Consider the following 18,793-nt stretch of genomic DNA (forward strand, 5'->3'; position numbering starts at 1 on the left):
GCTGAAGAGTGTGTTTGTCTATAGGTCTGTAGAATTTAACACAGCGTAGACTGTTTAGTATTATCCCTACAGACAGCACAGTCTAAAAAGGTTTATAAACTGCGAGCATGTCAGCCCGCGCTAAGGATGAATAAAATGACCCCAACCACCCCGTCCATCGCCCTCGTGGGGATGGGACCGCGCGGTATCTCCCTCGTCGAACGCCTCGGCGCCCACCTGCTGGACCGCCCACCTGCACCTATTGAGCTGCACCTTATCGACGATTCCGACATCGGCGCCGGCCGCATCTGGGACACCTCGCAGACCAAGACCCTGTGCATGAACACCCTCGCCGGCGCCGTCACCCTCTTCACCGAGCCAACCTCAACCACCACAGCCCCCGTCGTGGAAGGCCCTACCCTCTACGAATGGATCCAGCTCCTGCGCGGGGAGTCCGCAGGCATCGCCCCCGCGAAGAAGCGCCTCTTCGATTCCCATCCCGCCTCCGTGGCCCCGGCCTTCGCCGCAGAACTCGCCACCACCCGCCCCGAGTCCAACCCCTCGCGTGCCCTCTACGGCGCCTACCTGCACTGGGTCTATGAGGTTGCCTTGGCCCAGCTCCCAGATTCCGTCACCGTCATCGAGCACCACTCTCGTGTCATTTCCGTCGCACAGGCCGGCGACCACGACGTACTCACCTTGTCCGACGGCTCCCACGTCAGCGCCACCGCCACTGCTTTGGCCTACGGCTGGCAAGTCCCTGCGCTCACTGACTCAGAAGCCCACCTCGCCGAGTCTGGTCTCCACTGGGTTCGCCCGGATAACCCCGTCGAACAGCCGCTATCTGAGGTCCCCGCCGGCATCCCCGTCCTCGTCCGCGGGCTCGGAATGGGCTTCTTCGACGCCATGGCGCTACTGACCATCGGCCGCGGCGGCATCTTCCACGAGGATTCAAGCACCCGCTCCGGCCTGCGCTACGAGCCCAGCGGCCGCGAGCCACACCTCGTGGTTTCCTCTGGGCGCGGCTACCCCTACCTACCCAAGTCCGAGTATCACTCACTGCCTCCAGCAGCCAATCTCCCCCGCTTCTCCGCCGCGCTGGCTTCACTCGGGCCCGAAATCGACTTCGGCACCGAGGTCCTGCCCCACCTGCTGCGTGATGCCTACGCCGCGTACTATCAGACCCAGGACCGGGTAGCACCCGCCGCGTTGAAGCTTCCCCTGCCCGAGATCCTTACCCGCCTCGACGCCGCCCCGATCACCTCGTCGGACTTTGTCGGAGCCTGCCGTGAAATCAACGCAGCACTAGCTGGTGTCTCCACCGATCCCCTCGACCTTGCCCACTGGGTACGTCCTTTCGCGGACTTTTCCGGCGGCAGCGTCGATGATTTCCTCGCCTCTGCCTTGGCACACGACATCGCCGAGGCCGTCGCAGCCGCGGATTCTCCTCTCAAGGCTGCCCTGTGGACCATCTCGGCCGCGCGCAAGCCCGCCTCCATCGCTGCCTCACCTGGGCGCCTGACCTGGGATTCCCGCAGCGATTCCTACAGCGAGTTCATGGCCTTTGGGCAGATGGTCGGCTCCGGCCCTCCACTGTTCCGCACCCGTGAACTGCTCGCGCTTGTCGAAGCCCGCCTCGTTTCCTTCCTAGGCCCCCACCCCAATCTCACCTTCGACGACACCGAGTTCACCCTCAGCACCAAGTACGCCTCCGCTTCTTCGCCCTGGCTTATCGACGCCTGGATGCACCAGCCCGACATCCGCCACTCCACCGACCCCTTGGCGCTCTCGCTGGCGGGGCGCGTGCGTGCCTTCCGCGACCACGAACGCCGCACCGGGTCGCCGGAAACCACATGGGAGAGGTTGGTGGTGCACCCTGATGGCGGCGTCGACAAGCGCCTGCATATCCTGGGTATTCCCACCTACGCGCAGTGGCCGGACACCACCATCTCCCCGATGCCAGGTACCGACCCGCTCATGTTGCAGGAGACTGACCGCACCGCGGGCTCCCTACTTCAGGCCGCGCGCGGATAGCCTCCAGCGCTTGGCCCTCCCGCGCGCGAAAGCTCTCCCCACTCTGGCTCCCAAACCCCGAACCGGCCCCCGCCCCCAACCGCAAAGCCCGCAGCTCGGCGCATCAAGAAGGGCGTGATGACCAGGCTCGCGCCCGGCATTCATGTGTGGGGAAAGCCTTCGCCAGTGGAGGCCGCGCACGTGCTCTCCGCGCAGGGCTTCCTGCTCACGGGGACGACCCTCGCGCAACTGATGATGGAGGAGGAGGTCACGCTGCCCATCGAGGTGAGCATTCCGCACCGGCAGCGGCGCAGCGATACACCGTGGGTGCGTTTTCACCGGACGCGCATCTTCCGGCCCGCCACCTGGGGCGAGTTCAACATTGAGCTGCCGGTCATCGCCGCAACCCGCTTGGCGACGGCCGCTGCACTAAGGTTCCTCAACCACGTCTACGCAGGCAGGAAAGGCCAGGCAGAGGCCGATAAGCACGCGAAGGGAAAGCTCAGCGCACGCGCGAAACGCCTGCTTAACCAGGCTGCAATCGGAGCGGACAGTCCGCCGGAGCGCGACCTCGTCGCGGCGTTGCGGCAGGCCGGACTACGTCTTTAGTGTAACTCCAAGATTGGGGACTATCACTGGGACATAGAGCTCTTAGACTATGGCATCGCGATCGAGGTCGACGGCTTTCGCTATCACCGCGATTCAGAGGAGACCCAGGCTAACTTCCGCAGGGACAGGTGGAAGGCCAACGATGCGACGCTGCGTGGGGTACACGGTTCTGCGCCATGCGGCGGGATGCATCTATCAGCAATTAGGCCAGGTGGTGGACCAGATCCTCGCGGCGGTGCGCCCAGACCCGAAGCCTGGCCGCTGGTCCTTCGGAGTATGGAAATGGCACCCGTACTTTCAGGGCCTTGGACCAGGCTTTCTCTAATGAAGGGCGTCGAGTGCCTGCGCGAAATCTGCCAGGAGGTCCTCGATGTCTTCGATGCCAACAGAGATACGCACCAGGTCAGCGGGAGGTACGAGCACCGATCCAGCAGCTGAGGCATGGGTCATCGACTGCGGATGCTCGATGAGAGACTCGACTCCTCCCAAAGATTCCGCAAGACACACCAGACGCGTGTTGAGGCACACTCCGCGAGCCTGCTCCTCGCTGTGGAAACGCACGGAGAGCATGCCACCAAAACCGCGCATCTGCCGAGCAGCCAATTCGTGTCCCGGGTGCGAAGAAAGGCCAGGATAAAGAACCTGGCTGACCTCTGGTCGCGATTCCAGGTATTCCGCCACGGCCTGGGCGTTCGAACAATGCCTGTCCATGCGCACCGACAGCGTCTTGATGCCGCGAGCGGTGAGATAGGCGTCGAAAGGCGAGGACACAGCGCCTACGTTTCCCTGGAAATAGAGGAGGCGCTCGTCCATATCGGCGCAGTTGGTCACGACAGCGCCACCGAGGACGTCGGAATGCCCGCCGAGGTACTTGGTGGTTGAGTGCAGGACGTGGTCGGCGCCAAGCTCGAGAGGCTTCTGCAGGTAGGGCGTGGCAAAAGTGTTATCCACGACTACCGAAGCACTGCCTTTTACTGCGGATATCGCCGCAATATCGGTGATGTTCAGCGCGGGATTAGTCGGGGTTTCAAGCCAAATGATCCGAGTGTTTTCGCGCACCGCGTCACGGACTGCAGCCACATCTGTGGTGTCGACGATGGAGAGCTCAATGCCCCACTCGCCATAGTCGTGTTGAAGGAGGCGATAGATCCCGCCATAGGCATCGTTTCCCAAAATGACGTGGTCACCTGGGCGCACGAGGATGCGGATGAGGGCGTCAACTGCGGCCATGCCCGAGGAAAAAGCGCGCGCGAAAGATGCCTCTTCCAGCGCGGCCAGGGTCTGTTCGAGCGCGCGCACCGTGGGGTTGGCCACGCGTCCATACTCGTATCCGCCACGTAGCTGCGCCAGCCCATCCTGGGCGAATGTCGTCGACGCATAGATGGGAACGTTAATGGAGCCCATATGGGAATCTGGCTCATAACCAGCGTGAATGGCGCGGGAACTAAAACCTTGTGTGGTGCTCTCAATCATGCTATTCACACTAGACCAAGCTGTACAGTTGTGGAAGAATCACGCCTATTTAATTTCATGCTTGGCGAAGCCGCCTCGCCCCTCCACCGACAAGTATCCTAAAGTTCACATAGGCCAAAGGCCCCAACAGTAAAGGAAGTCGGCGTGCAGCCAGCAAGTGTGTATGAAGCGATAGGTGGCATGGAAACCTTCGACAGGATCGTCGCGGGTTTCTATGCGCAAGTCCGGGAGGACGATCTGCTCGGGCCCATGTACCCCGCCGAGGATTGGGAGGGCGCCGAACAGCGCCTCAAGTGGTTCCTCGTGCAGTATTGGGGCGGGCCGCAGACCTTCAGTGAGCGCCGCGGACACCCGCGCCTGCGCATGCGCCATGCGGAATTTCCCATCGATCTGCGCGCGCACGACAGGTGGCTAGAGCTCATGTCGAACTCCTTAGAAGACATCGAGGAAGAGACTCTGCCACCTGCCTACCGGGCCATGTTGTGGGATCACATGCAGCGCGTGGCTGCCATGCTCATCAACCGGCCGGTATAGACCGCTTAACCGCTGATTCCTAGGGCGGCGCGGACGGGCTCGGAAAGCAGCTGGCCTTCACGGGTCATGATGCCGTTGGCCAGGCCTGGGAAGCGATCGACTGCGCCGTCAATGCCTTGTGCGGCGACGGCCCGGATATAGGGCAGCGTGGCCGAATTCAGCGCGCGAGCGGAAGTATTGGCCACCGCACCCGGCATATTGGCCACGCAGTAGAAGTTCGTATCGAATACCTTGAATACCGGATCGTCATGCGAGGTCTTGCGCGAGTTCTCGAAGCAGCCGCCTTGGTCAATAGCGACGTCGACAAGCACGGCGCCGGCCTTCATGCGCTTGACCGTGTCCTCTCGGACCAACTTGGGGGCGGCTGCGCCTGGGATGAGGACCGCGCCGATGACGAGATCGGCTTCTAGGAGCTCTGTCTCCAGCGTGGCGGGATCGGACACGAGGGTGCGAACTGCGCCTTGGTACTGATCATCAAAGCGCTGCAGTACGTGCGGATCAAGGTCCAAGATGGAGACCTCGGCGCGCAGTCCGTGCGCCATGGCAACTGCAGAGGCGCCGACCTGGCCGCCGCCAACGACGACGACGCGCGCCGGCTGTGTACCTGGCACACCCGAGAGCAAAAGGCCGCGCCCGCCCTCGGTCGAAAGCAGGTGGTGTGCACCCTCGATGACTGCCAAGCGGCCTGCCACCTGAGACATCGGGGTGAGCAAGGGAAGCGTGCCGAGCCGATCAGTCACGGTTTCGTAGGCAATGGCAGTAGTACCGGCCGCGATGAGCGCCTCAGTCAAAGCGCGGTCTGCGGCGAGGTGGAGGTAGGTAAACAAGAGTAGGTCAGGGCGCAGGAAACCATACTCCACCGGGAGTGGTTCCTTGACCTTGACTACGAGCTCAGCCTGCTGCCAGGTTTCCGCGGCCGACTCTACAATCCGGGCACCGGCGTTTTCATACTCTGTATCTGGGAATGAGGCCCCAGCACCAGCACCGGTTTGAACCAAAACCTCATGGCCATCCTTGACTAGGGTGGCTACTGCGGTAGGGGTCAACGCAACGCGGTTTTCATTGTTCATAATTTCCGCAGGGACTGCGATACGCATGGATTATTTCCTTCTCTCACGATAGGCAGAAGCACACTAAGGAGGACTCTTCCTCCTGAGAAGAAAGTGTGCCACACCCAATGCGTTCTTTCGCTGAGTTTCTGCGAGAAATTCAGGACTTAATGCCTGCGCTCTCAGCCTGCCTAAAACAGAGATAGGCGCGTGGAGTGATACACGCTGCCGAAGGGGGCGTCCAGGCGCACCCACCGTCCGAGTCCGGCGACACGCAGATGGCGCGGAACGTCCTGCGGGGCGGAGAACCCCGGAATGAGGCCTAAGTTTGTGCAGGCGAACACCATGCGCATGGGGATCTCGACTGTTTGCCCCGCCCCCTCTACCTCAATCACTGGCTGGTTAAGGAGGCTGGTCGGAGGACCCAGCGGTCCAGAGAACTGCCGGGCAAGCTGCCGGCCTTGGTCTGAAAGGTCGCGCGCTACCGTTACCGGCAAAGTATCGAGTAAGACGAAGCCCTCCGCCGGCGGCAGCGCGCCAGGCCACGCAAAGTCCTGAGCTGGGCCGAGGTCGATCTCTCCCCCACGGGAATCACTATCCACCAGCCCCGCGTAAAGCGTTTGGGCGGAGACCACTGCCCCATCTCGCGAGACTCGGCCGCGGGCACGCCGGGCAGCAACCACCTCGAAGGGAGTGGTGGCAAAGACGTCGATCGCATCGGCGCCGAGCTGACGCAGGCGAACAGTGGCGGTGGGCTCGAGACCCACAACCCGGGCGAGGAAAGCTCGCAGTCCGTCTCCGCCACCGAGTAGGGTCAGCGTGTCATTGACCATGAACTTCCCGTCACTTCCTTAACTCTCCGCCCCGCCTGCGCTGAGCAAACCCCCAGGCGGGGATTAAATCGCTGCTAGGATGCCACTGCCTCAGAAGGTGTCTTGAGCAGGGTGTTCTTCTCCTCATCGGTGAGGGGACGCGGGGCCTGCGTCTGCGGATCGATTGCTACCTGAGTGCAATCCACAACGCAGGCGATGTTGCCCTTGTGGTCCTTTACCACCTGGTGGGTCACGTAGGAGGTGGTCCCGACGCGGGATACTGAGCTCTCCACCGTGATGGCTGCCTCGTTGTCCCACTTGACGGGCAAGAGATAGTTGATGTCAAGGTGGCGCACGAAAGCGATGAAGTTCAGGCCTTGCCCAAAGATGTGCTCACGGGCGAAGGCGAGACGAGCCTCCTGTGCCACCTCCACGAAGTTGGCGTTCATCATGTGTCCGTACATGTCGAAGTCCGACCAGCGAACCTCGACCTTATGGGTATGTATAACCTGCGATGTCATGTTTTCTAGTTCCCCCTTTTAAAAGACTTATCGGGTCAGCTTGCGGTGTGTTACGCGCGACGGGCGTGCCGCGTCTTCTCCAAGGCGCTCGACCTTGTTCTTCTCGTAGTCGCCGAAGTTTCCTTCGAACCAGAACCACTGCCCTTCAGCCACATTGCCCTCCCACGCCAGGATGTGGGTACAGGTGCGGTCGAGGAACCAGCGGTCGTGGGAAATCACGACAGCGCAACCAGGGAACTTCTCCAGCGCATTCTCCAAGGAACCGAGTGTTTCCACGTCGAGGTCATTGGTCGGCTCATCGAGCAGCAAGAGGTTTCCACCCTCCTTCAGCGTCAGGGCGAGGTTCAGGCGGTTGCGCTCACCGCCCGAGAGCACCTTCGAAGGCTTCTGCTGGTCCGGCCCCTTGAAGCCAAAGGCAGAGAGGTAGGCACGCGAGGGCATCTCATTCTGGCCAACGTGGATGTAGTCCAGACCGCCGGAAACAACTTCCCAGACGGTGGCATCCGGATCGATGTTCTCGCGGTTCTGGTCCACGTAGGACAGCTTGACGGTATCGCCGACTTCCACTGTTCCGGAATCCGGCTGCTCAATACCAACGATGGTCTTGAACAAGGTGGACTTGCCGACGCCGTTCGGGCCGATAACACCCACGATGCCATTGCGCGGCAGCGTGAAAGAAAGGTCCTTGATCAAGACGCGACCGTCAAAGCCCTTGGTGAGGTTCTTGACGTCAACGACCTTGTTGCCCAGGCGTGGAGGAGTAGGAATCTGGATTTCCTCAAAATCAAGCTTCTTGTACTTCTCGGCCTCAGCCGCCATCTCCTCGTAGCGCTCCAAACGCGCCTTGTTCTTGGCCTGGCGAGCCTTAGCGCCAGAGCGCACCCAGTCCAGCTCTTCCTTGAGGCGCTTGCGTAGCTTGGCGTCCTTCTTGCCCGCTACCTGCAGACGCTCCTGCTTCTTCTCCAGGTAGGTGGAGTAGTTGCCCTCGTAGGGATAGAGCTTGCCGCGATCGACCTCACAGATCCATCCGGCGACGTGATCGAGGAAGTAGCGATCGTGCGTGACGGCCAAGACGGCACCGGGATAGTTCTCGAGGTGCTTTTCCAACCACTGCACGGACTCTGCGTCAAGGTGGTTGGTGGGCTCGTCGAGGAGGAGGAGGTCGGGCTCCGAAAGCAGCAGCTTAGCCAGTGCTACTCGGCGCCGTTCACCTCCGGAAAGGTTGGTGACGGACTCATCCGAAGGCGGACAGCGCAAGGCCTCCATGGCCTGCTCGATCTTGGAATCGACCTCCCAGGCATCAGCCGCGTCGAGCTCTTCTTGGAGCTTGCCCATTTCTTCCATGAGCTCGTCTGTGTAGTTGGTCGCCATTTCCTCGGCGATAGCCTCGAAGCGCTGCTTCTTCTCAAAGATGTCTCCGAGGCCCTCTTCGACGTTCTCCCGCACATTCTTTTCCTCGTTGAGAGGAGGTTCCTGCAGCAGAATGCCGACCGTAGCCCCCGGATCGAGGAAAGCCTCGCCGTTGGAGGGCTGGTCTAGGCCGGCCATGATCTTGAGAATGGAAGATTTACCAGCGCCATTCGGACCCACGACGCCAATCTTGGCGCCCGGGTAGAAAGACATCGAGACATTATCGAGGATGAGCTTATCGCCGATAGCCTTGCGCACGTTTTTCATCGTGTAGATGAACTCGCCCATGTTTCCCCTTTGCGTTACTTGGGACAGGTTTTGAACAACTCAAAGAGTACATTAGATGAAATGGACAAGTGCCCCCAAGCCTGACACCTGCCCATACGCGCGACATTTCCGCCTGAATCTTAGGCGCTCACCGGCTCGTTTTCACTTTCTTCCTGGGTTTCTGGGGCTTTTTCCGCTTGGCGGCGATCTGCAGCCGTATCGTGGGCATCGTCGTCCAAGCCCTGCTCCGCCACAACCGGCAGTACGCGCGTGCGATCAATATCCGGAACTACTGGTTCCTCACCTTGGCTCAGCTCCGGGATGTTTTCCTGGTTATAGACCACCGCCAGCTTCTTCGCTGCAATAACATAGCGGTTGAGGTCAAGGCCCACGTAGAAAGCCTTGATGAAGGTGCGGCTGCGAGGAACGCCCTCCTTGTCCTGCCACTGATCAGTGACGATGGAGCCAACCGCGATGATGGGCATCCCCTTGTGCAGGGACTTCTTCACATTGATGGCGAATTGTCCCCACATCTCAACGTCAATGAACACCAGGTCGATGTCGCGCCATTCCGGCTGGCTGCTATCTTCCTGATGCTCGCGGTTGGGCACGCGGCGCGACGATGCCACGCGCAGGCGGGTTTTAAACATATCGGCGGAGACCTTCGTCAGCTCCGGCTCGTGGGTGAGGTGTCCTGTGATGGTGATGGGCAATTGTGACATGAGATTCCTGTTCTGGTTGATGGCTCGGCCTGTACTAGCACGGACGCGGAACCTGCTGGCTCGTCTGCCGTCCCGCCGCCCTTGCTTAGGCCATCATCACCGCCGCCGCGAGCCCACCTCCATGCCTGAACTGCCCACCTGTGGATAACTCGTTGTAGGTGTCAACAAACACCGGGCGGCAGAAGCCACCTATCCACAGGAGTGGGTGAGGTACTAGCGATCGTCGTTAAGCTGGGCGAGCATCGCATTATAGTCAGCGAGATCTGCATCCCCATCATCATCAGCCTGGGCGTCATGGCGCACGGCGGTGGCGCGATCATCACGCAGCCACTCAACAAAGAGCTTGCCAAAGACAATCAACAGCGGGAACTGCCCAAAGCCCCACGCAATACCTCCGCCGACGCGTTGATCTTGGAGGAGATCAGGATGCCACGGCAGATTCAACGAGCTGTAGAAATCCTGGCCCAAGATGATCTGCATTTGCATGAGATAGACACCTGCGAAGAGGTGCAGCGGCATGGACAGGAAAATCAGCCCGAGCCTCAGGCTCGACGGACCGCGGCTGGGCAGCGGATCAGGCCCGATGACCTCCCAAAAGTACAGATATCCGGAGACAAGGAAGATGAAGTTCATGACCACATGCCCGGCGTGCTCGGAGATGGCGAACTGATATAGATCGGCGAAAAGGTAGATGACGTAGAAGAAGAAGAGAAACTGGACGAGGTTGATGAAGGGATTGGTGATGAACCTCAAGATCCTCGACTTAGTCAGCGCAACCGCCAGATCATGCACATTGGGCTGGCCGGGAACCCCCGGACCCCACGCCTGCATGACCAGCGTCAACGGCGCGCCGAGCACCAGGAAAGGCGGGACGAGCATGGAAAGGATCATGTGGCCGAGCATGTGCATGGAATAGAGTGCCGGGATGTACATGCCGATTCCATTCGACATGACGATGACGAGGATGGCCGCCCCGGACATGAACCATGCGGTTCGCGCATTCGACCATTTCATACCGCGACGATGCAGGCGCAGCAGCGCATAGCCATAACCCGCCGCAGCCAAAAGCCCGATGGTGCCAAACATGAGGTCGAAGCGGAACATCGTCCACACGTCACTCATGGTGGGCGGCTGCGTAAGTTCATAGCCCAGCAGAAGCTGCATGGAGTTCAGGTTGGGATCACGCGGCGGCGGTGGCGGGGTGCGGCCCATGGTTATCGCCACGCCGATAGTGGCGGCCATGATGACCAGCTCGACTACTGCGACCCTTCTAAAAAGCTGCGGCCGCTGACCCAGCTGGGGAATAGTAGCCTGCCTATGAACCAGCCCCACCAGCGCCAGGACGCAGGTCAGGACGGTCTTGGCAACAATGATGAGCCCGTAGCGGGTGCTCAAGAGATCACTGGGTTCAATGCGGATGAGGGCATTGATAACGCCGGAGATTGCCAGAGCAATGATGGAAATAAATGCCACGGCCGAATACCGCCGCACCGCCACAGCCAGCCCGGGCCCGAGGCGGCGCGAGTGCGCGATAAGCCCCATGAGGCCGCCCACCCACAGCATGATGAATACGAGGTGCCACAGCAAGGAGTTGGTGCCAAAGTCATGGTCGCCGCCGGAAGCAGAGTGCCCCTCCATCCCCAACGGGACCACCTGCATCAAGGCGAAGAAGAAGAGCAGCGGTTGGGCCGCCCAACCACGCGCGAAAAGGCCCCCCACACCGACGAAGAAACTAATCACCGCGGTGACAAGCCATACCTGCGCCGTAGCGATCTGGCCGAAGGCAATGGACATCAGCTCCGGGTTCAGCACGCGCAGGAAAGGCGTTCCCGTCAGATCCGACATCACCAGCGGCACCTCGAGCAGCGCCACCACGCTCACGCCCAAGGCGGCAAAAGAGCCCGTCCGGGCCGCGACATGCCCGTCCACGCTTAACGAAGCCTCTATCAACCTACTGTTGTCCTTGCCCGGGATACGCGGCGCGATGAAGAAAGCCGAGGCCATAAAGGAGCCCACAGCCAGCGCCATGAGCACCCAGCTCACACCGCGGAAGAAGGGCAGCCCAAAAGTGGTCAGCCGGCCCGGATCCGGGATTCCCAGTGCAGCGAGTGAATCGCTCAAGAAAAATAGCGAGATAAACCCGGCGACGAGACCAGCGAAACCGGCAGCACAGGCATTAATGAGCGTCGAGCCTCGAGCCTTATCCCCAGCCTTACTCAAGGCTTGTTGACGGGCGGTTTTGTCCTTGGTGTGCATGTGAGGCATTGTATCGCCCGCATCAGACATTCCTAAACCGTGCACTTCCCCACCCAGCCACGGTTTCCGCCCTGGGGTGCCACGCCCGCTTCTTGGCCTCCACGCCCAACCCCGGTTCGTTGCTCCACAGACAATGGGCTATGATTATTGGCTGCATGCCTCCATAGCTCAGCGGATTAGAGCAGTGGGTTTCTACCCCATGTGTCGCAGGTTCGATCCCTGCTGGGGGCACCCAGTTCAAGGCCACTTTTTGAGGGTTTTATACCTCCAGAAAGTGGCCTTTTGGGCACCTTGCGGGCACACCCCACATAGCTAGAACTAGTTCTACCCAAACTCTTCCAAGATTCTTTCGAGCACCTTCCTCTGGGCAGGATTCATTGAGGCTTCCATCAGCGTGCGCACCGCTCGCGCTCCTTCTTCTTCCCCCACCTGTGTGTCGAAGCTAGGAAGGTCCTCCCCCACCTCCGCGCGCAGGCGGTCGATGGCCGTGACTCCCTCGCTGCACACAATCTCAATCTCATCTGCTGAGGCATCAGCTGGAAGGCCGAACAAGGCCTGGTTGAATCTCTCCATGTCCGCGGCTGGGTTCTGCAGCGTCGCGGCGAAGCCAAGCAGGTCCTCCTTGGAAAAGAGGCGTGCCAATAAAATAGAGATATTCCGGGAAGCCTTGTCTGTACCGAGCGCCCCCAAGGCCACGCGCGCCTCCGGCGAAAGGTCCGGCGATCCGCCGCTGGCGATGAGTCCGTCGACATCGCGGCGCATCTTGCGAAGTTCCAGGATCCGCTCATCTAACTCGGAGCGCAATCGACGCAGCGAAGTCTGGGCATGCTCATCGGATTCGAGCATCTCCGCAATGTTGTCGAGGCTAAACCCGAGTGCGGCCAGCCTGGCTATGCGCAGCGCAACGACGAGGTGCTCGGCGTCGTATTGCTTATAGCCATTGGACAACCTAGTCGGCTCAGGAAGCAGCCCCTGCTCATGCCAGTGGCGGACCGCCCGGTGGGTGACTCCCGCTAGTTCTGCCAGCTGCCTTGTGCTCCACATCTCCTGCTAGTTCTCCCCTTGCCTCGGTGCTTCCATTGTGTCTGAAGGTGCGTCTGAAGGCCCACCTGAAGGCCCGCCAGCGTGTGCATCCAAGTCCCGGAAGGCCGGCGTGAAGATGGCCGCCACCGTGGTGATTGCCACGGCGATGGCGATGCAGGCTCCTGCCGCATTGAGCCCAAAGGCCTGCGCAATCGCGGCGATTGGAGCCGCGGTCAAGGCTGGCGCTGCCAGCATCAACGCGTTCTGCGCCCCGAGAACGCGCCCACGCATCGCGTCTGGTGTAGCCCGAATCGTGGCGACCCCCAGGACGGCTGACATGGGCGAGTTGGCAATTCCAATGAGTACTGCGGCAACAATTACCAACCAGGGCGCTCCCAGAGTCCCGAGAATCCCGAAGCCAATTCCCGTGCCGATAGCGCCGAAGATGAACCATCGGCGCGGTGAAGTACGCGCAATCGTCGCCGCATATACGCTGGCCCCCAGCAGACTGCCCAACGCGATTCCTGTCACCGCGAACCCGCTGAGCTCCGGAAGCCCCTGCGCAATGAAGTAGGCGGGCAAGACGGTTGCCTGCAGCCCAGCAATCACAGCAACGAACACTGCGGTCAAGATGCTCGCCCCCAGTATCAGCCTGTTGGAGAGCAAGAATCGCCATCCGCTCCACAAGTCAGCGAAAACCTTCTTGACCTTGTTGTTTTCCGTTGCGTTGCTAACTTCCGGATTAACCGCTCCGGCTGCGGCTGAGATTCCGAAGGTAACCAACGCGGCACCCAGGCTCGTCGTCGCTGTGATGAGAAGGGTAGCCGAGCTCACTCCAAGCAGTGCCACCAACAGCCCTCCCGCGCCTGGTCCAACGAGCATCAGCACCGCGGCGAGTGCTTCCCTGATCCCGACGAGTCTATCCAGCCTCCCGGCTTTCGCGCCGCCGTCTAGCTCCACTAAACGCGGGAGCATGGTTTCTCGCGCAGTCATGCCCGGAATGTCTCCGAAGGCACCAATGGTGCCGAGGACGATGAACCACGTGAGGTTGAGCCCCCAGAGATGGTCAACGAGCGGCAGCGCTGCGATGGACGCTGCAGAAAGAATGTCACTAACTATAGAGACAGTCCTGCGATTAACCCTATCTATCACCACCCCGGCCAGGACTCCTACCACTGCCGAAACGGCAGCCGTTGCGGAGGCGATAACTCCCGCAGCAAGGATGTCCCCCGTCTTTGCCAAGACGAGGAGCGGAAAGAGCACTGAGGCAACCCCGTTGCCCAGCAGGGATAGGCCATAAGCCATAAAATAAACAATCGTGTTTTGCTTCATGAAACCAATCCAAAACTATGCCGTAGCGGCATAGTCAAGACAAGGATCTGACTTCCTGGATCTGCGCCGTCATCACCTAGGCTAAGAAGTCCAACCTTCCCCCCTTAGAGGAGATAATTTCATGATTAGCATCGGACTCGTTCTCACAGCAGTGGCGGCCCTCGTCCACGTTTTCATTTTCTATCTCGAATCCCTCGCGTGGACTTCACCTCGTGCGCGCAGGATCTTCGGCGTCGCCACGCTTGACGATGCCGAGTCCCAAAAAGAACTGGCCTTCAACCAAGGCTTCTACAACCTTTTCCTGGCCATCATCACCGCGGTAGGCATCGCAGCTTTTTCCATGGGTCACCACGCCGTTGGCGCGGCACTCGTCTTCAGCGGCGCAGGCAGCATGGCTGCGGCGGCAACGGTGCTCTTGCTCTCGAGCCCAGACAAGGCCTCCGCAGCGCTCAAGCAGGGCGTCATTCCACTGCTAGGAATCATCATGCTCGCGATCGGCCTTGCACTCTAAGCACTTCACTCCATCCCGGCAAGGATGGATTAAAGGCCTAAGCTAGAAGCCATGGAACTCACGCTGGCGACATTTGATCATCTCTCCCCGCGCGAGCTGCGCGGCGTTTCTTTCACCAACGCTTGGTCACCAGCTCCACATTATGCAGATGCCCGGCGCGCTGTGCTCACAGGGCAATACCCGCAGCGCCGCGCGTGGACTCGCATCACCTCGATTTTTGCGGCGGCGGGATTCACGGTCACTGAGTCTGCAGTATCCACAGTGCCCGCAGTGCCTACGGTGCCCCCAGAATCCGCTGTGTCCGCAGACGCAGCCGGCACCTTCCGCCTGCTGGAGCAACCTGAAGTTGGGACGCTGCATACCCTCGGCGGCGTGGTGGCGATGTGTTCCCTGCTCGATTCTCCGGCTGCGATGTCTATCTACTGGCCCGGCGTAGCAGAAGAAGGCAGCAGCGCAGAGCTGGTCTCCCCGCTCGACTTGGCGCCCACGCTGGCCGCGATTGCAGGCCTCGATGTAAGGCCCAATGCGCAGCTTTCCTTCGATGGCCTCAACCTGGTTCCGGTATTGCGCCACGGGGCTGCGGGGCATGCGGCGCTCTTTTTCGATGATGGGGTGCGGATGCCGGATGCGGTGCTCAAAGGCGACATCGCCAAGCCAGAAAGCGCCCGCGCCCGGCTCCACGATGAGTGGAATGCCTGGCGCGGGTTCATGGACCTGGGGCCGCTGCAATAACTGCGAGCGCAGTATTGCAGCGGTAGTTCTGCGGCTATGCCTCCGGGGTGATGAACCACATGATGAGGTAGAGGATAACTCCCCAACCGGCGGTGAGGCCGGCGAGCGCGAAGAGGATGCGTACGAGGGTGACGTCGACATTGTAGGTCTCTGCTATGCCTCCGCAGACCCCAGCGATATAGCGGTCGCTGCGGGAACGGTGCAGTCTATTGTTCACAAAATTGTTCATTATCTTTATCTCCTTTCCCTTCCTATCCAACCCTTCCAGCGCACCGTAAACATCAGGTATCACCCTGACTTTCACCCTGAAGTCGCGGACTCGTCTACTCTTGACGCAGATCTTCTCTAGTGTCGAAAGGACGATTAAAGCCGTGGCAAGAAAACCTGGGCTGCCCGCCCCCACCCCTAATTCCTATGCATTGGTGACCGGAGCCAGCCAGGGCATCGGCGAGGCCATGGCCCGCGACTTGGCAGTCCTGGGATACAACGTCATTCTTGTTGCCCGGCGCCGCGAGGTGCTCGAGGAGATCGCAGCACAGCTGGAGTCCAGGCACGGCGTGCAAGCAATTGCCTATCCGGTGGACCTTTCGGATGCGGACGACGTCGACAAGCTCATCGAATTCATGGCGGACAAGGAGATCTCCATCCTCATTAACTCCGCAGGCATCGCCAGCTTCGGTGCCTTCATGGAGCAAGATTGGGACTATGAGAGCAAGCAGTTCGAACTCAACGCCCGCTCCGTCCACCGCCTAACCCATGCGGCGCTGACGCAGATGTTGCCACGGCGCAGCGGCGCGGTGTGCAACGTTGGCTCGGCGGCCGGAAATATTCCTATCCCCAACAACGCCACCTATGTCTTCACCAAGGCCGGCGTCAATGCCTTCACCGAGGCCCTGCACTACGAACTTAAGGGAACAGGTGTCACCTGCACGCTGCTGGCACCTGGACCTGTGCGCGAGGCGGTCATAGCCCCAGAGGATCAGACCATCGTTGACAAGGTCGTCCCTGACTTCTTCTGGACTACCTATCAATCTTGCTCCGCCGAGACTCTCGACGCGATGGCCCGCAATCAACGCCGGGTGGTTCCCGGACCACTGTCCAAGGCCATGAATACGCTAAGTCAGGTCCTTCCCACCCCGCTCATCGCGCCGCTGGTGGGCAAGTTCTATTCCAAGATGGGCTAGCGTTAGCGGCCTGTTCCCCGCGCGGGGCGGGCTGCGCGCTAGAGTGAGCATCATGCACAACACCGACATCGCTCCCAAAAATGACCGCCTCGTCTGGATAGATCTGGAGATGACCGGGCTGGATCCGCAGCGCCACGTCATCGTCGAGGTCGCCGCCATCATCACGGATGCGAATCTCAATATCGTCGGCGAAGGCATCGACGTGGTCGTGCATGCCTCCGAGGAAGAATTGGCACAAATGGATGACTTCGTCACGAAAATGCACGCCCACTCGGGCTTGGATAAAGAGATTCGGGCCTCGACAACCACACTCACAGAAGCCGAGGACGCCGTCCTTGCCCTCGTGGAAGAGCACTGCGATCCCGAGCACCCCGCTCCCCTAGCTGGCAACTCCATCGCCACCGATCGCACCTTCATCCGCGCATACATGCCGCGCCTGGACAAGGCCCTGCACTATCGCATGATCGACGTCTCCACCATCAAGGAGCTCTCGCGCCGCTGGTACCCGCGCGCCTATTACAACCAGCCGGAAAAAGGCATGGCCCACCGCGCCTTGCAGGACATCATCGAGTCCATCCGCGAGCTCGATTTCTACCGTCGAAGCGTCTTCCGCACCGATGAGGGCCCCTCCACAGCCGAGGCCACCGCGCTCCAGGAACAAACCACGGCCGATTACCGCGCGCTGCTCTAGAACCGGTGACGCACCTGCGCGCTTAGCGTCGCACAATCTGCACTAAATTGCTCACAGGCGGCTCCCGCTGCTGTAGAAACATAGTTGTGATCAATTCAGTATCCGCGGGCATTATCACCGCGCTAGTTGGCTTTACTAGCTCTTTCGTCGTGGTACTCACCGGCCTGCGCGCGGTCGGGGCTTCGGAAATCCAAGCCTCCAGTGGCCTCGTGGCGCTGTGCATCGTCGTGGGTGCTTCCACCTTATGGCTCGCACTTCGCCACCGCATTCCCGCCACCACGGCTTGGTCCACACCCGGTGCAGCCTTGTTGACCACCGCCGGTGCCTCCGCCATGGGCTTCGACGAAGCCATCGGCGCCTTCATCCTCTGCGCCGCGCTCCTCCTGCTCTCCGGACTATGGCCGGCACTCGGAAGGCTCACTGCGGCCATCCCCACCCCAGTTGCGCAGGCGATGCTAGCCGGTGTCCTCTTTCCCCTCTGCCTCAAGTCCATCAGCGGTCTGAGCGAATCCCCGGCAGCCGTGGCACCTGTCGTTGTTATTTGGCTGCTGAGCATCGTATTCCTGCCGATGTGGGCGGTGCCTTTGGCCTTTGTCGGCGCGGGCATCGTCATCGCGGTGCACCTATCCCGTTCGGGCTTTAGCATTGATGCTGCGGAACTTCTTCCCACTTTGGAGTGGACGTCCCCGGCCTTCAGCGTCCAGGCCGCAATAGGCATTGCCCTTCCTCTCTACGTGGTCACCATGGCCGCTCAGAACCTGCCGGGCGTCGCGGTCCTGCGCAGCTACGATTACGAGCCCCCCTGGCGCGATTGTCTTAGCTCCACCGCGCTGGGCAGCCTCACCGCCGCCCCTTTCGGCGCCAGCACCATCAACCTGGCAGCGATTTCCGCTGCTCTCGCCGCCGCCCCAGAGACCAACGTTCCGGCGGATAAACGCTGGCGAAACGCCGTCGTATCCGGCTTAACGTATCTCCTCCTCGCCGGCGCGGCTGCCGCTGTGGTGGCCTTAGCCGGGGCAGCACCCACCGGACTCATCGCTGCGGTGGCCGGGCTCGCACTCCTGGGCGCTTTCGGCGGTGCAGTGCAAGGAGCGTGGTCCGATGCCGCATTGCGCCTGCCGGCAGTGCTCACCTTTCTAGTGGCCGCCTCAGGCATCACCGTCGCCGGGATTGGCTCCGCCTTCTGGGCGCTGGTGACAGGCGTCATCATGACAATGGCGGCCAACTATTCCGCTCGCGTGCAATCGCGTCGGTTGCGCCACGGGCGTTAAGGTAGGCTTGCTCCCCACCTTGTGCATTGCTTGGCGATGCCCCCTCTCCCGTATCATGCACTTCACCTGCAGTTTTGTAGAAAACATAGCACGTGCACTAACATTGCACGTGCTGCAAAGCGCGAGCGGAAGTAGCAATGGTGGCTGTAGTTCAGCTGGTAGAGCACCAGGTTGTGATCCTGGTTGTCGCGGGTTCGAGCCCCGTCAGCCACCCCAAAGAAATGCAAGGTCAGGGCACTTATTCCGAATGGTTTAAGTGTCCTGGCCTTTCCTATGGGCACGCTGTGGGCACAAACTGGCTCATGCGGGCTAATGCTCAAAATGTGTTGGTCGTTTTGGCCTGTTCACTGCGCGCATTGAACAAAAACTTAAGGCACTTTCGAGTCGTGAATGCATCACTCCTA

General features: G+C 60.6%; 18 protein-coding genes and 2 tRNA genes. 10 read left to right on the forward strand and 10 right to left on the reverse strand.

The annotated features are described in order from the left end of the window. Positions 1-135 precede the first annotated feature (135 nt). Entirely contained in the window at positions 136-2,013 is a 1,878-nt protein-coding gene (locus B2696_RS09840) for an FAD/NAD(P)-binding protein (RefSeq protein WP_286955184.1), read from the forward strand. A gap of 117 nt (positions 2,014-2,130) precedes the next feature. Continuing rightward, positions 2,131-2,601, forward strand: a complete 471-nt coding sequence (locus tag B2696_RS09845) for a hypothetical protein (RefSeq protein ID WP_286955186.1) — start codon at positions 2,131-2,133, stop codon at positions 2,599-2,601. A 321-nt stretch (positions 2,602-2,922) separates the two neighbouring features. On the opposite strand, the gene B2696_RS09850 is transcribed toward B2696_RS09845, so the two are convergent. Further along, entirely contained in the window at positions 2,923-4,074 is a 1,152-nt protein-coding gene (locus tag B2696_RS09850) for a cystathionine gamma-synthase (RefSeq protein ID WP_286955187.1), read from the reverse strand. Positions 4,075-4,218: 144 nt separating this feature from the next. Between B2696_RS09850 and B2696_RS09855 the strand changes: the two genes are divergently transcribed. Next, positions 4,219-4,608, forward strand: coding sequence for a globin (locus tag B2696_RS09855; protein WP_276622633.1), 390 nt, complete (start codon positions 4,219-4,221; stop codon positions 4,606-4,608). Positions 4,609-4,613: 5 nt separating this feature from the next. Here B2696_RS09855 and ald read toward each other — a convergent pair whose 3' ends face one another. The 6 genes from ald to B2696_RS09885 all read right to left on the reverse strand — a co-directional run bounded on the left by ald (position 4,614) and on the right by B2696_RS09885 (position 11,645). Continuing rightward, positions 4,614-5,705 carry an alanine dehydrogenase gene (gene ald / locus B2696_RS09860; protein WP_075730375.1) on the reverse strand — a complete coding sequence of 364 codons (1,092 nt, stop codon included), beginning with the start codon at positions 5,703-5,705 and terminating at the stop codon, positions 4,614-4,616. 143 nt (positions 5,706-5,848) lie between these two features. Further along, on the reverse strand, positions 5,849-6,490 hold the full coding sequence (locus tag B2696_RS09865; protein WP_075730376.1) for a hypothetical protein: 642 nt from the start codon (positions 6,488-6,490) through the stop codon (positions 5,849-5,851). A gap of 74 nt (positions 6,491-6,564) precedes the next feature. Then, positions 6,565-6,990, reverse strand: a complete 426-nt coding sequence (locus B2696_RS09870) for an acyl-CoA thioesterase (protein WP_075730377.1) — start codon at positions 6,988-6,990, stop codon at positions 6,565-6,567. Positions 6,991-7,017: 27 nt separating this feature from the next. Beyond that, positions 7,018-8,688 carry an energy-dependent translational throttle protein EttA gene (ettA, locus tag B2696_RS09875; protein WP_075730378.1) on the reverse strand — a complete coding sequence of 557 codons (1,671 nt, stop codon included), beginning with the start codon at positions 8,686-8,688 and terminating at the stop codon, positions 7,018-7,020. Between the two features lie 119 nt (positions 8,689-8,807). Then, positions 8,808-9,389: a single-stranded DNA-binding protein gene (locus B2696_RS09880; protein ID WP_075730379.1), complete on the reverse strand. Its 582-nt coding sequence runs from the start codon at positions 9,387-9,389 to the stop codon at positions 8,808-8,810. A gap of 213 nt (positions 9,390-9,602) precedes the next feature. Further along, positions 9,603-11,645: a cytochrome c oxidase assembly protein gene (locus B2696_RS09885; protein WP_286955188.1), complete on the reverse strand. Its 2,043-nt coding sequence runs from the start codon at positions 11,643-11,645 to the stop codon at positions 9,603-9,605. 157 nt (positions 11,646-11,802) lie between these two features. Here B2696_RS09885 and B2696_RS09890 point away from each other — a divergent pair. Then, positions 11,803-11,876: transfer RNA gene (locus B2696_RS09890), tRNA-Arg, on the forward strand. Between the two features lie 93 nt (positions 11,877-11,969). Here B2696_RS09890 and B2696_RS09895 read toward each other — a convergent pair. Together B2696_RS09895 and B2696_RS09900 are read right to left on the reverse strand one after the other, a co-directional pair. Beyond that, positions 11,970-12,689 (reverse strand): MerR family transcriptional regulator, encoded by a 720-nt coding sequence (locus B2696_RS09895; RefSeq protein WP_286955189.1) that lies wholly within the window; start codon positions 12,687-12,689, stop codon positions 11,970-11,972. Between the two features lie 6 nt (positions 12,690-12,695). Beyond that, positions 12,696-14,000, reverse strand: a complete 1,305-nt coding sequence (locus tag B2696_RS09900; protein WP_286955190.1) for an MFS transporter — start codon at positions 13,998-14,000, stop codon at positions 12,696-12,698. Between the two features lie 121 nt (positions 14,001-14,121). On the opposite strand from B2696_RS09900, the gene B2696_RS09905 reads away from it, so the two are divergent. Beyond that, complete coding sequence (locus tag B2696_RS09905) at positions 14,122-14,511, forward strand: DUF1304 domain-containing protein (protein ID WP_075730382.1); 390 nt, start codon at positions 14,122-14,124, stop codon at positions 14,509-14,511. A gap of 51 nt (positions 14,512-14,562) precedes the next feature. Next, a complete protein-coding gene (locus tag B2696_RS09910) occupies positions 14,563-15,243 on the forward strand; it encodes a hypothetical protein (RefSeq protein WP_276622639.1) in 681 nt (226 codons plus the stop codon). 34 nt (positions 15,244-15,277) lie between these two features. Here B2696_RS09910 and B2696_RS09915 read toward each other — a convergent pair whose 3' ends face one another. Beyond that, positions 15,278-15,472 carry a PspC domain-containing protein gene (locus tag B2696_RS09915; RefSeq protein WP_075731281.1) on the reverse strand — a complete coding sequence of 65 codons (195 nt, stop codon included), beginning with the start codon at positions 15,470-15,472 and terminating at the stop codon, positions 15,278-15,280. A gap of 142 nt (positions 15,473-15,614) precedes the next feature. Between B2696_RS09915 and cmrA the strand changes: the two genes are divergently transcribed. The 4 genes from cmrA (at position 15,615) to B2696_RS09935 (ending at position 18,605) form a co-directional block, all read left to right on the forward strand. Beyond that, on the forward strand, positions 15,615-16,427 hold the full coding sequence (gene cmrA, locus B2696_RS09920) for a mycolate reductase (RefSeq protein ID WP_286955191.1): 813 nt from the start codon (positions 15,615-15,617) through the stop codon (positions 16,425-16,427). 52 nt (positions 16,428-16,479) lie between these two features. Next, positions 16,480-17,118, forward strand: coding sequence for an oligoribonuclease (gene orn, locus B2696_RS09925; RefSeq protein WP_286955192.1), 639 nt, complete (start codon positions 16,480-16,482; stop codon positions 17,116-17,118). Positions 17,119-17,204: 86 nt separating this feature from the next. Further along, the gene (locus B2696_RS09930) at positions 17,205-18,389 is read left to right on the forward strand and encodes a benzoate/H(+) symporter BenE family transporter (protein ID WP_286955193.1); all 1,185 of its coding nucleotides are present in this window, start codon (positions 17,205-17,207) and stop codon (positions 18,387-18,389) included. A 140-nt stretch (positions 18,390-18,529) separates the two neighbouring features. Next, positions 18,530-18,605: transfer RNA gene (locus B2696_RS09935), tRNA-His, on the forward strand. Positions 18,606-18,793 lie beyond the last annotated feature (188 nt).

This window comes from Corynebacterium sp. UBA4397, assembly GCF_002390965.1.
GTDB classification, from domain to species: domain Bacteria; phylum Actinomycetota; class Actinomycetes; order Mycobacteriales; family Mycobacteriaceae; genus Corynebacterium; species Corynebacterium flavescens.

What these genes read in the sequence shown, in the direction of transcription:
- B2696_RS09915 (WP_075731281.1), bottom strand. Translation starts at nt 15,472, where the DNA reads ATGAACAATTTTGTGAACAATAGACTGCACCGTTCCCGCAGCGACCGC.
- orn (WP_286955192.1), top strand. Translation starts at nt 16,480, where the DNA reads ATGCACAACACCGACATCGCTCCCAAAAATGACCGCCTCGTCTGGATA.
- B2696_RS09880 (WP_075730379.1), bottom strand. Translation starts at nt 9,389, where the DNA reads ATGTCACAATTGCCCATCACCATCACAGGACACCTCACCCACGAGCCG.
- ald (WP_075730375.1), bottom strand. Translation starts at nt 5,705, where the DNA reads ATGCGTATCGCAGTCCCTGCGGAAATTATGAACAATGAAAACCGCGTT.
- ettA (WP_075730378.1), bottom strand. Translation starts at nt 8,688, where the DNA reads ATGGGCGAGTTCATCTACACGATGAAAAACGTGCGCAAGGCTATCGGC.
- B2696_RS09900 (WP_286955190.1), bottom strand. Translation starts at nt 14,000, where the DNA reads ATGAAGCAAAACACGATTGTTTATTTTATGGCTTATGGCCTATCCCTG.
- B2696_RS09845 (WP_286955186.1), top strand. Translation starts at nt 2,131, where the DNA reads ATGACCAGGCTCGCGCCCGGCATTCATGTGTGGGGAAAGCCTTCGCCA.
- B2696_RS09910 (WP_276622639.1), top strand. Translation starts at nt 14,563, where the DNA reads ATGGAACTCACGCTGGCGACATTTGATCATCTCTCCCCGCGCGAGCTG.
- B2696_RS09905 (WP_075730382.1), top strand. Translation starts at nt 14,122, where the DNA reads ATGATTAGCATCGGACTCGTTCTCACAGCAGTGGCGGCCCTCGTCCAC.
- B2696_RS09895 (WP_286955189.1), bottom strand. Translation starts at nt 12,689, where the DNA reads ATGTGGAGCACAAGGCAGCTGGCAGAACTAGCGGGAGTCACCCACCGG.
- B2696_RS09865 (WP_075730376.1), bottom strand. Translation starts at nt 6,490, where the DNA reads ATGGTCAATGACACGCTGACCCTACTCGGTGGCGGAGACGGACTGCGA.
- B2696_RS09885 (WP_286955188.1), bottom strand. Translation starts at nt 11,645, where the DNA reads ATGCACACCAAGGACAAAACCGCCCGTCAACAAGCCTTGAGTAAGGCT.
- B2696_RS09850 (WP_286955187.1), bottom strand. Translation starts at nt 4,074, where the DNA reads ATGATTGAGAGCACCACACAAGGTTTTAGTTCCCGCGCCATTCACGCT.
- B2696_RS09870 (WP_075730377.1), bottom strand. Translation starts at nt 6,990, where the DNA reads ATGACATCGCAGGTTATACATACCCATAAGGTCGAGGTTCGCTGGTCG.
- B2696_RS09840 (WP_286955184.1), top strand. Translation starts at nt 136, where the DNA reads ATGACCCCAACCACCCCGTCCATCGCCCTCGTGGGGATGGGACCGCGC.